Genomic DNA, 12,038 nt, shown 5'->3' with positions numbered 1-12,038 from the left:
GCCGGCCAGAAACAAGTCAGGCGCGCCAACGCCAGCGGGCCAGGGCCTTGATGACTTTCATCCAGAGTTTGCGGGTGACCACCACGATGGCGTTTCCAGAAGGGGATTGAGAAGCGTCGGGCAACGTTATCTCAGCGGCCGGATCCAGGCAACCGGGAATTAGCTTGCGCAGGTCGTCGATCACCAGTGCCGGGTATTCCTCGGCAATCGGTCGGCCATGGTTGTAGCCGTAACTCAGTGCCACACATTTGACCCCCGCCGCTTTCGCGGCCAGCACGTCACTGCGCGAGTCGCCGACAAACAGCGATTGCGAGGCCGGGATGTTGGCCATTTTCATCACGAAGAACAGCGCGGCCGGGTCGGGTTTCTTCTGCGGCAAGGTATCGCCGCCGATGATCCATTTGAAATAGCGGCCGATTTTCATCTGGTCCAACAGCGGCGCGACGAAACGCTCCGGCTTGTTGGTGATCAGCGCCATGGCCACGCCTTGCTTTTGCAGCCATTTGAGCGTGTCGCGCACGCCGGGATAGACCACGGTCAGCTCGTGGCTGGCGCCGTAGGCCTGCATGAAAATTTCCAGCGCTTGCTCGGCTTCGACGTCATCCACTGAGGCATGATCGATACCGCCGGCCAGCGCACGACGCACCAATACCGGCGCGCCATTGCCAACCCACTCGCGCACCGACTCGATGCCCGCCGGCTGGCGGCCGAGGGTGAGCAGCATGTTGTCCACCGCCGCTGCCAGGTCGGGAACCGAGTCGATCAGCGTGCCATCCAGATCGAACATCACCAACCGTGGCAGTTTGCCCGGGAACAGCTGCTCAAAACCGCTCATGGGCGCGCCAGCGCCAGTTCGGAACGCATCTTGTCGATGACTTCCTGATAGTTCGGTGCATTGAAGATCGCCGAGCCGGCCACAAAGGTGTCGGCGCCAGCGGCAGCGATTTCACGGATGTTGTTGACGTTGACGCCGCCGTCGATTTCCAGACGGATGTCACGCCCCGTCGCATCGATGATCGCCCGTGCTTCGCGCAGTTTGTCGAGGGTGCCGGGAATGAACTTCTGCCCGCCAAAGCCTGGGTTGACGCTCATCAGCAGAACCATGTCGACCTTGTCGATCACGTACTTGAGCACGTCCAGCGGAGTCGCCGGGTTGAACACCAGACCGGACTTGCAGCCCCCCTCGCGGATCAGTTGCAGCGAGCGATCGACGTGCAACGTGGCTTCCGGGTGAAAGGTGATGTAGGTGGCGCCGGCTTCGATGAAGTCGCCAACGATGCGATCCACCGGGCTGACCATCAGGTGCGCGTCAATCGGCGCAGTGACGCCGTACTTGCGCAATGCCGCGCAAACCATCGGGCCGATGGTCAGGTTGGGCACGTAGTGGTTGTCCATGACATCGAAGTGAACGAAGTCGGCACCCGCGGCGAGGACGTTGTCCACTTCTTCGCCGAGGCGGGCGAAGTCGGCGGAAAGAATCGACGGAGCAATTACGAAGGGCTGCATGACGCACCTTTACTGAGCTAAATCACGATGGCGCGCATTGTATACCTCAAGTTTGCGCGCGCGCACCGTGACGGCGATGATCAGTAGGCGGCGCGGTAGATCTTCTCGATATCAATAGCGCTGAGTTTACGGGGGTTGTTGCGCATCAGCCGTTCAATGCCGGCGGCCTCCACGGCCATGGCCGGGATCGCGTCTTGCGGTACACCGAAACTGCGCAACCCGGCGGGAATCTCCACCGCTGCACACAAGTCGGTCATGGCCTGCACGGCTTTATCCGCTGCCTCAATGGCACTCAGATGAGCGGTCTTCACCCCCATGGCTTCGGCAATATCCTGCATCCGCTCGACGCAGGCCATCTTGTTCCAGGTCATGACATAGGGCAGCAGTAGCGCATTGCTGACACCATGGGCAATGTTGAAACGCCCGCCCAGCGGATAGGCCAGCGCATGCACCGCACCGACCCCGGCGTTACCGAAGGCCATCCCGGCCATCAGGCTGGCGGTGGCCATGTCTTCCCGCGCTTGCAGGTTGGCGCCGTTGGCGTAGGCCTTGGGCAGGGCCTTGGCGATCAGTTTGATCGCGCCGATGGCCAGGGAATCGGTGATCGGCGAGGCGTTGACCGACAGATAGGATTCGATGGCATGCACCAACGCATCGACGCCACTGGCGGCGGTGACACTGCGTGGGCACGTCAGGGTCATCTGCGGACTGACCAGCGCGACGTCCGGTAATAGATAGTCGCTGACGATGCCTTTCTTCAGTTGCGCAACCTTGTCCGAAAGAATGGCGACGTTGGTCACTTCCGAGCCGGTGCCGGCGGTGGTCGGGATGGCGATCAGTGGCGGGCCTTTGCGTGGCACCTGTTCGACGCCGAACAGATCCTCCAGCGCGCCGTGATAACCGGCATAGGCGGCGACACTTTTGGCGATGTCGATGGCACTGCCGCCGCCCAGACCAATCAAGCCGTCATGCCCGCCCTCGCGGTACGCGCGCATGCAGTCTTCGACAATGGCGATTTCCGGGTCCGGCAGCACGCGGTCGAAAATCTCGTACTCGCGCCCGCCCAGTTGCACCAGCGCCAGCTCAACGGTGCCGGATTTGACCAGCGCGGCGTCGGTGACGATCAGCGGGTTGTCGATGTCGAGGCGGGTGAGTTCCGCCGCCAGTTGCTCGATGGCGCCGGCGCCGGTGATCAGTTTGTGAGCGATTTTGAACTGGGAAAGACTCATGGTGCGCAGCCTCTTATAGATAGGGGAGCTGGGCACAAGATTAGCTGGGGATTCGGGGTTGTCTGCTATTCAGGTCGTGAATAACCCAAGACTTCGCACACAACACAAATCCCTTGTGGGAGGGGGCTTGCTCCCTCCCACCGTTTTCACCGAGTACGGCTTTAGACCTGGGCGGTGCGCAGTTTTTCACTACGGCCACGCAACCATTCCAGGGTCAGCAGCAGGATCACCGAGAAGGCGATCAGCAAGGTCGCGGCAGCCGCAATCGTCGGACTGAGGTTTTCGCGAATCCCGCTGAACATCTGCCGAGGCAACGTAACCTGCTCAGGCCCGGCCAGAAACAACGTCACCACCACCTCATCAAACGACGTCGCAAAGGCAAACAACGCCCCGGAAATGACCCCTGGCGCAATCAGCGGCAAAGTCACGCGACGGAACGCGGTCAGCGGCGAAGCACCAAGACTGGCCGCCGCCCGCACCAGATTATGGTTAAACCCCTGCAACGTCGCCGACACCGTAATGATCACAAACGGCACACCGAGTACCGCATGCACGACGATCAGCGAGAAGAAGCTGTTGCCCAGGCCCAGTGGCGCAAAGAACAGATAACTGGCCACACCAATGATCACCACCGGCACGACCATCGGCGAAATCACCAGCGCCATCACCAGCGGTTTGCCGGGAAAGTCGCCACGGGTCAGGCCGATCGCTGCCAGCGTACCGAAGACCATGGCCAGCGCGGTTGCGGCCGGGGCCACGATGATGCTGTTGCGAAGCGCCCGCATCCACTCCGCCGAGGCGAAGAAGTCCTGATACCAGTGCAGCGAAAAGCCTTGTAGCGGGTACACCAGGAAACTGCCCGAGTTGAACGACAGCGGCACGATCACCAGCACCGGCAGGATCAGGAACAGCAAAATCAAGCCGCACAGGATCCGCAAACTGTAGAACCACACCCGTTCGATGGGCGACATGTAAGGACTCAGCATCTCAAATTCCCCTTAGCTCAGGCGCAGGCGACTGGCGCCCACCAGCCAGCTGTAAATCAGATAAAGCACCACGGTTGCCAGCAGCAGCAAGCCGCCCAGCGCGGTGGCCATGCCCCAGTTGATACTGGTGTTGGTGTAGAACGCGACGAAGTAGCTGACCATCTGATCGTTCGGGCTGCCGAGCAGCGCCGGGGTGATGTAGTAGCCGATGGCGAGGATGAACACCAACAGGCAACCGGCGCCGACACCCGCGTAGGTCTGCGGGAAGTACACCCGCCAGAAACTGGCGAACGGATGGCAGCCCAGCGAGATCGCGGCACGCATGTAGGTTGGCGAGATGCCTTTCATCACGCTGTAGATCGGCAGAATCATGAACGGCAGCAGGATGTGTACCATCGAGATGTAAACGCCGGTGCGGTTGAACACCAACTCCAGCGGTTTATCGATGATGCCCATCGCCATCAGGGCGCCGTTGATCAGACCGCCCGATTGCAGCAACACGATCCAGGCGGCCACGCGCACCAGAATCGAGGTCCAGAACGGCAACAGCACCAGAATCATCAGCAGGTTGCTCTGGCGTGATGGCAAGTTCGCCAGCAGATAAGCCAGTGGATAAGCGAGCAGCAGGCAGATTACGGTGATGACCAGGCCCATCCAGAACGTACGGGCGAAGATATCGAGGTAGATCGCCTGATCGGGGGTGGCCGGGGCGATTTCGCCGAGGTCGTCGATGCGATGGTCGACTGCCGCCAGCAGGTAATACGGGGTGATGCTGCTGGTGTTGCGCTTGACCGCTTGCCAGTAGGCCGGATCGCCCCAGCGCTCATCGAGTGCTTCCAGGGCGGCTTTATAAGAGGCCGGCTCGCTGGCAAATGGCAGCGCCCGGGCCGTTTTGGTCAGCAGGCTGCGATAGCCGGCCAACTCCATGTTCAAGCGCTTGGACAAATCGCCCAGCGTCGAGTTTTTCCGGGCTTCGGCGAGGTCATCGCTGGCAGCCTTGTAGACCGGTTCGGCGGGTAGACCGCGACCGTCCCAACTGACGATGGCCGCCACGGTGCGCGGCATGCCGCCGACCACTTCCGGGTTGCCGACGCTTTTGTAGAGCAGCGCCACGATCGGCACGAGAAACACCAGCAACAGAAAAAGCACCAGCGGCGCAATCAACGCCTGGGCCTTCCAGCGGTTGACCCGCTCGGCGTGCTTGAGCTTCTGCTTCAAGGTGGGGCTGGCGCCCTCGTTCAGGGGAACGGCGATGGCCATGACGTACTCCGCAAATCTTTGATCGTTACAGAGGTGGCGGACCACCTCGATCGATTGATGCACACAGATCCAAATGTGGGGGCGACGGTGCGACGATTCGACTTGCTCGCGAAGGCGGCGTGTCAGTCGACATCAATGTTGAATGTACTGGCGCTTTCGCGAGCAAGCCCGCTCCCACAGGAGGGCGAGCCCTCGGGTTACTTCGCCGCCCAGGCGTTGAAACGCTGTTCCAGTTGCTCGCCGTTGTCAGCCCAGAAACTGACGTCGATCTGCACCTGGTTGGCGATGTTTTCCGGGGTGGTCGGCATGTCTTTCAGAACATCCTTGGACAGCAGCGGTACGGCTTGGGTGTTGGCCGGGCCGTAGGCGATGTTTTCCGAGTACGTCTTCTGCTGCTGCGGCTGCACCGAGTAGGCGATGAACTTCTTCGCCGCTTCGGCACGCTTGGCGTCCAGACCTTTCGGGATGGCCCAGGCGTCGAAGTCGTAGATGCCGCCGTTCCAGACCACTTGGAGGTTGGACTCTTTCTGCACGGCAGCGATGCGACCGTTGTAGGCCGAGCTCATGACCACGTCGCCGGAAGCAAGGTATTGCGGCGGTTGAGCGCCGGCTTCCCACCACTGAATGCTGGGTTTGAGCTCATCGAGTTTCTTGAACGCGCGGTCCTGACCGTCCTTGCCAGCCAGTACTTTGTAGACGTCCTTCGGCGCAACGCCATCGGCCATCAAGGCGAATTCGAGGGTGTACTTGGCGCCTTTACGCAGGCCACGCTTGCCCGGGAATTTCTTGGTGTCCCAGAAATCAGCCCAACTGGTTGGCGCGGTTTTCAGCTTGTCGGCGTTGTACGCCAGTACGGTCGACCAAACGAAGAAGCCAACGCCGCAGGGCTGGATCGCGCCTTTGACGTAGTCTTCGCTCTTGCCGAACAACGCTGGGTCCAGTGGCTCGAACATGTCTTCGTCGCAACCACGGGACAGTTCTGGCGATTCAACCTCGACCAGGTCCCACGACACGCTCTTGGTGTCGACCATGGCTTTGACCTTGGCCATTTCGCCGTTGTACTCGCCGGCAATGATCTTGCCGTTGCCCGCCGCTTCCCACGGTGCATAGAAGGCTTTGACTTGCGCCGCCTTGTTCGCCCCGCCAAACGACACCACGGTCAAATCCGGGCCAGCGGCCATTGCGCTTGCCGCACCCATCAGGCCCAGGGTCAGGGCGGTGAACTTCAGGGATCTCAACATTTATTGTTCTCTCCACGTGCAGGGTTGGTGTTGGTAGTGCCGGGGCGATCAGTTCGCCTCTAAAAGAGGATCAAGCGCGCGTACGTGCTCGACCTGCCAGCCAAGCGGAACCACGTCACCGACAGTGAGCCCGGGATCGAGCTCGGCAATCGGTTGTTTCACGAAGAAGTCGGTCTTGCCGCAGACTTCCAGGCGCACCCGGACGTGGTCGCCCAGATAGATGAATTCCGCCACCCTCCCTGAGAAGCGGTTGACGCATTGGTCGCTCGAACCGTTGAGGCTGACGCGCTCGGGGCGGATCGACAAAGTCACCGGTTCGCCGGTCTGGCCGACGTTGACCGCCAGCGCCTCGACCTTCTCGCCACGACCGAGTTCGACCACGCAGCGCTCGCCGTTCTGGCTGAGCAAGCGGCCGTTGAGGCGGTTGTTCTCGCCAATGAAGTTGGCGACAAAGGTGTTCTTCGGCTCTTCGTAGAGGGCGCGTGGCGGCGCGATCTGCTGAATTTCGCCCTGATGGAATACCGCAACGCGGTCGGACATGGTCAGGGCTTCGCCCTGGTCGTGGGTCACGTAGACCACGGTCACGCCGAGCCGCTGGTGCAGGTGCTTGATTTCCATCTGCATGTGTTCACGCAGTTGTTTGTCGAGGGCGCCGAGCGGTTCGTCCATCAGTACCAGTTGCGGTTCGAACACCAACGCACGAGCCAGTGCCACACGCTGTTGCTGGCCACCGGACAACTGTGCCGGATAGCGTGAGGCGAACGCGTCGAGCTGAACCATGCTCAAGACTTTCTTGACCTTGTCGCCGACGTCGCTCTTGTTCAGGCCGCGCACGGTCAGCGGGAACGCAAGGTTCTCGGCCACGGTCATGTGCGGGAACAGTGCGTAGTTCTGGAACACCATGCCGATGTCGCGCTTGTGCGGCGGTACGTTGTTGATCGCACGCCCGCCCAGAAGGATTTCCCCGGCCGTCGGTGTTTCAAAACCGGCGAGCATCATCAGGCTGGTGGTCTTGCCGGAGCCGGACGGCCCGAGCAGGGTCAGGAACTCGCCTTTGCGAATGTCCACGTTGAGGTCTTTGACGATCAGGTTCTCGCCGTCGTAGCTCTTCTGCACTCCACGAAAGCTGACCAACACATCACTGGCCCCTGCGTTTGAATCGACCTGGCTCATACCCGCACCTTTGTTGTTGATGACTGCTTGTGGGTTAAGCCTAGTGGCTGCTGACAGGCACGCAAATCGGGGCGCAGGAGAGAATCGCCTCAGCCGGATGGAAGGTTGGGGGTAGGGATTGCCCTACAAGGATGGCGCTAACGGATAAGGCCGCCGCGAGCGACAAGCTGCGAGCCAACAGAGCAGGCACTAGCCGCTGTCGCTAACGGATATGCCCACAATCCGGAACACAGTAGAGATTCCATGTGGGAGGGGGCTTGCTCCCGAATGCAGTGGGTCATCCAACTTAGTTGGCGACTGCCTCCCACCGTTTTTGATTGCGGTGATCTTCAGAGGAGTTTGTGTTCCATCGCGTATTTGACCAGTTCGGCCAGCGAAGTAATGTTGAGTTTCTGCATCAACCGCGCCTTGTGCGTGCTGATGGTCTTGCTGCTCAGGGCCAGTTGCTGGGCGATGTCGTTGACGTTGGCGCCTTGCGCCAGCCGCTCGAACACCGAGAATTCGCGCTCCGACAACAAAGAGTGCAACGGTCGCGCATCAGTCAGGCCAACCTCGAAGACCATCCGATCAGCCAGATCCGGATCGATGTAGCGCCCGCCCGCCGCGACTTTGCGAATGGCGGTCAGCAACAGCGCCGGATCGCTGTCCTTGGTCGCGTAGCCGGCCGCTCCGACCTTCAATGCCCGTGCCGCCATTTGTGCTTCGTCGTGCATCGACAACACCAGAATGGCCGGCGGATTGTTCAGCGCACGGATTCGCGGGATCGCCTCAAGGCCGTTGACCCCAGGCATGGAGATGTCCAGCAACACCACTTCGCACGGCACATGACGCAGGGTTTCAAGCAGTTGCTCACCATTGCTCGCCTCCCCCACCACTTGCAGGTCCTTGGCCAGGCCAATCAATTGCTTGATGCCTTCTCGGACAATGGTGTGGTCTTCGGCTACCAGTACACGGATCACGTTCTTCTCCAGATTCAGTCAAACCTCATCCACCGGCACCCAAACATTCAGACTGGTGCCCTCCCCCGGCTCACTCTCAAGCGCCAAGCGCCCGCCCATGATCAGCACCCGCTCACGCATGCCGACCAGACCAAACGACGTCGCCCTGCCCGTAGGGGCGACAAAGCCTACGCCATCATCGCTGACCGTCAGACACAATTCGTCGCCTTCCAGCGCCAGCGTCAGCTCCACAGTATGCGCCTGAGCATGGCGCATCACGTTGGTCAACGCTTCCTGCAGGATACGGAACAAGCCAATCGCCTTGGCATCGCTCAGCGCCGGCAGATTATCCGGCACCTGCACCAGACACGGAATTTGCGTGCGCGCTTCGAATCGACGGGCCTGCCATTCAATCGCCGAAGCGATCCCGGCATCCAGAATCGGCGGCCTTAGCGCTGTCGCCACATCGCGCACCAACTGGAACAACTGGGCGATCAGGCGTTTCATGCTGTTCAACCGCTCATTCAGCCCCGGGTCCAGTTGCGCGTAAGCCAGTTCGCACATCGATGTTTCGAGTTTGAGCACCGTCAGCATCTGCCCCAATTCATCGTGAACCTCACGAGCAATGCGCGCCTTCTCTTCTTCGCGGACACTTTCAAGGTGCGCCGACAGTTCACGCAGTTGCTCACGCGATGCCGCCAGTTCCAGTTCGATGCGCTTGCTCTCGGTGATGTCCCAGACGATGCCGTCCCAGACATAGGCGCCATCCTCCAACTGACGGGTGATCGCCTTGATCTCGGCCCAACGCTGCTCACCCTGGCGCGTGAGGATTCGCCCCTGCCACGACCAATCGCTGTCGGTATCCAGCGCGTGATCCTGCGTGCGGTGATAACCGGCCTTGTCGTCCGGGTGCACCAGACTGCGCAGGCCCATGTCGCGGTGGGCAATCGCCGCCGGCGCGTAACCGACCAGACTTTCGCTGCCCTCGCTGATATAGGCAAAGTCGATCTGCCCGGTCACTGGCGCCCGCTCCAGACGGAACACCAGCCCCGGTACATTGGCGGCGATCCCCTGCAGCCTTGCCTCACTTTCCTGCAACGCCGCCAACGCGCGACGGCGTTCCGTGACATCGGTGAGGTAAACCACCAGATATTCACTCTCGCGAAAACGCAGAAAGCTCAGCGATACGTCAGCCGGCAGGATGCTGCCATCGGCGCGCACGCAACTGGTTTCGAAGCTCAGCGGGCCTTCTTCACTGGTCCGCGCGCGCTTCCACAGGCTGAGCCAGCGGTCCATGTGCAGACCCGGTTCGAAGTCGATCAGCGGTCGTTCGATGAGTGCGCCAGAGGGGTAGCCGAGCATGTTTTCCGCCGCGCGGTTGGCATAGCGAACATGACTGTCCCAGTTGACCCAAAGAATGCCGACGGTACTTTGATCGATGGAGAACTGCGTCAGGCGCAACGCCTCTTCGCTGGCTGCGCGCAGGGCGATGTCTTCCCGTGCGGCGAGCAGACGTTGCTCAAGGCTCTGTTGCTGGCGCCGCTGCCAGAACACAATCGCCGCGCAACTGAGCAGCATCACCGCGAACAACAGACTGAGGTTCTGCCAGAACCCCGGCGACTCCGTCAGTCGCGGGTATTTGGGTTGCAGCCATTGATTGTGCAGGCGCTCCAGATCCCTGGCCGGGATTGCGTTCAAGGCACTCTGGACAATGCCCGCCAGTTCCGGCCAATCGCGACGTGAGGCGACTCGCAGCAATTGCGGCAGGCCCACATCACCGACCACCACCAGTTCGGCAAACTCGGGCTCGGCCGACAACCGACCGAGTTGTGCCTCATCAATCACCGCGTAAGAGGCCTGCTGACTCAGCAGCAACTGCAACGCCTGACGCTCCAGCGGCACGCCTTGCAGATTCAGATGGGGATAGTTGCTGCGCAGATAGTCGGCGGTGGCACTCGGCATGCGGATGGCGACGCGAGTCTGGCTGTCGATTTTTTCCAGATCCACTGCTCCGCTGGACTTTTGATCGCTGACCACCAGTTGCGGGACACGCATGTATGGATCGGAAAACTTCCACAGACGCAGGGCACTCGGCGTCTGGGTCAGGCCCGGGGCGATGTCGATCTCGCCGTCGCGCAAAGCGGTTTCCAATTGCGCCAGATCCTGAAAATTACGCCAGCTCAACTCGATATTAAGAGCCCGGGCCAGCCATTTCATCAACTCGACGTTGGCCCCGGACAGGCGCTGCAAGCGTCGGTCGTACTGCGCAAAGGGCGCCTGCAACACCAGACCGACACGCAGTTCATGGTGTTGCGCCAACCATTGCTGCTGGCCCTCTGACAATTGTGCAACGTGTGCCGGTGGCGCAGGCGCGGCCCAGCCCATCAAGGGAAACCACAAACAGCCGATAACCCACAGGCAGCAAAATCGCTTCATTGAAGCCCCATACACTGACAAATTCTGACCAACCCATTAGGCTGCCGGGATACTTTCTGGCCTGGAATAACCGATGCCCTCTGTCTACCGCCTGGCAATGCCAGCATTGTGCCTGTCGCTGATCCTGCCTTGTGCGTTTTCCGTCGAAGCGGCCGATCCGGCGCCTGCCACCACGTCGGCCCAACCCGCTGAAGAAAAACCCGTCGAACGTCAGCCACTGCTTGAGCGTAGTCAGGAAGAGGCGGCGGCACTGGAACGTATCGTCCCGACGCAAGAACAGCAACAATTGCAGGCTGGCAGCGAGACCTTCCTTGCCCTGTGGAAACCGGCCAATACCGCCGAACCCAAAGGCGCGGTGATTATCATCCCCGGCGCGGGCGAAACAGCTGACTGGCCTCAGGCAATCGGCCCGTTACGGCAAAAATTGCCGGACGTCGAATGGAGCAGCCTGAGCATCACCCTGCCCGACCTGCAAAGCGATGTCATCGCACCGCGCGTGATCGAAGCGGCGGCACCAGCGAAAGCCCCCGAAAGTGGCAGCAAGGATGCCACCACTGCGCAACCGATCGAACAAGCGGCTGGCGGTGAAGCGGAGGTGGCCGATCAGGTGGTGGCCGAAACAACGGAAGAACAAGCCAAAGCGGATGCCGAACGCATCTTCGCGCGCATCGACGCAGCCATTGCCTACGCCGAACAGCAGAGCGCACGCCGTATCGTGGTGCTCGGTCACGGCACGGGGGCCTACTGGGCAGCGCGTTATTTGAGCGAGAAGCAAACGGCGCAGGTCGAGAAGTTTGTCATGGTCGATGCGCAGGTCCCGACCAAGGCCAAACCACCACTGGCCGAACTCACGCCCATGCTGAAGTTGCCGACCGCTGATATTTTCTACATGGACAAACCGCTGGATCGCCATGCGGCGCTGGAACGGATGCAGGCGAGCAAGCGTTTGAAGACTTCGGCGTTCAGCCAAGTCGCACTCAAGGCACTGCCGGACAACAAGGCAGAGCAGGAACAATTGTTCCGCCGGGTGCGTGGTTGGTTGAATCCGCAGAACCCGGACTGATCCAGCGCCGAGTTGCCCCATTCGCGAGCAAGCCCGCTCCCACACTTGATTGCATTTCAACTGAACAAACGCGATCGAATGTGGGAGATTCTATGGTTCATGCCTAGCCCCTAAACCGCTTTAGGTGAGTATTCGCTCTGGTTTTTCAACAGAGCAAATACCACCCGGGCAAGCTTGCGGGCTAGTGCGACCAGTGCTTGGGTAGT

At 60.7% G+C, this 12,038-nt stretch carries 10 protein-coding genes; 1 reads left to right on the top strand and 9 read right to left on the bottom strand.

The window, feature by feature from the left end; genetic code table 11:
* Nucleotides 1–16: 16 nt before the first annotated feature.
* The 9 genes from AACY50_RS26835 to AACY50_RS26795 form a co-directional block, all read right to left on the bottom strand.
* Nucleotides 17–835: a phosphoglycolate phosphatase gene (locus AACY50_RS26835; RefSeq protein ID WP_339433318.1), complete on the bottom strand. Its 819-nt coding sequence runs from the start codon at nucleotides 833–835 to the stop codon at nucleotides 17–19.
* A complete protein-coding gene (rpe, locus tag AACY50_RS26830) occupies nucleotides 832–1,506 on the bottom strand; it encodes a ribulose-phosphate 3-epimerase (protein ID WP_339539590.1) in 675 nt (224 codons plus the stop codon). The genes AACY50_RS26835 and rpe overlap by 4 nt, the downstream gene beginning before the upstream one ends.
* An 80-nt stretch (nucleotides 1,507–1,586) precedes the next feature.
* Nucleotides 1,587–2,735: an iron-containing alcohol dehydrogenase gene (locus tag AACY50_RS26825; RefSeq protein WP_339464433.1), complete on the bottom strand. Its 1,149-nt coding sequence runs from the start codon at nucleotides 2,733–2,735 to the stop codon at nucleotides 1,587–1,589.
* Between the two features lie 161 nt (nucleotides 2,736–2,896).
* A complete protein-coding gene (locus AACY50_RS26820; RefSeq protein WP_339433315.1) occupies nucleotides 2,897–3,721 on the bottom strand; it encodes an ABC transporter permease in 825 nt (274 codons plus the stop codon).
* A 12-nt stretch (nucleotides 3,722–3,733) separates the two neighbouring features.
* Entirely contained in the window at nucleotides 3,734–4,981 is a 1,248-nt protein-coding gene (locus tag AACY50_RS26815; RefSeq protein WP_339433314.1) for an ABC transporter permease, read from the bottom strand.
* A gap of 197 nt (nucleotides 4,982–5,178) precedes the next feature.
* Nucleotides 5,179–6,222: an ABC transporter substrate-binding protein gene (locus tag AACY50_RS26810; protein ID WP_221731090.1), complete on the bottom strand. Its 1,044-nt coding sequence runs from the start codon at nucleotides 6,220–6,222 to the stop codon at nucleotides 5,179–5,181.
* A gap of 48 nt (nucleotides 6,223–6,270) precedes the next feature.
* Entirely contained in the window at nucleotides 6,271–7,395 is a 1,125-nt protein-coding gene (locus tag AACY50_RS26805; RefSeq protein WP_339464435.1) for an ABC transporter ATP-binding protein, read from the bottom strand.
* Between the two features lie 329 nt (nucleotides 7,396–7,724).
* On the bottom strand, nucleotides 7,725–8,354 hold the full coding sequence (locus tag AACY50_RS26800; protein ID WP_008085218.1) for a response regulator: 630 nt from the start codon (nucleotides 8,352–8,354) through the stop codon (nucleotides 7,725–7,727).
* Nucleotides 8,355–8,372: 18 nt separating this feature from the next.
* Nucleotides 8,373–10,769 (bottom strand): PAS domain-containing sensor histidine kinase, encoded by a 2,397-nt coding sequence (locus tag AACY50_RS26795; RefSeq protein ID WP_339495577.1) that lies wholly within the window; start codon nucleotides 10,767–10,769, stop codon nucleotides 8,373–8,375.
* Nucleotides 10,770–10,842: 73 nt separating this feature from the next.
* Between AACY50_RS26795 and AACY50_RS26790 the strand changes: the two genes are divergently transcribed.
* Nucleotides 10,843–11,832 (top strand): alpha/beta hydrolase family protein, encoded by a 990-nt coding sequence (locus tag AACY50_RS26790; RefSeq protein ID WP_339433310.1) that lies wholly within the window; start codon nucleotides 10,843–10,845, stop codon nucleotides 11,830–11,832.
* Nucleotides 11,833–12,038 lie beyond the last annotated feature (206 nt).

It is taken from the genome of Pseudomonas sp. RA_15y_Pfl2_54 (assembly GCF_963971015.1).
GTDB lineage: Bacteria > Pseudomonadota > Gammaproteobacteria > Pseudomonadales > Pseudomonadaceae > Aquipseudomonas > Aquipseudomonas baetica_A.
This window is presented reverse-complemented; position numbering and strand designations above follow the sequence as displayed.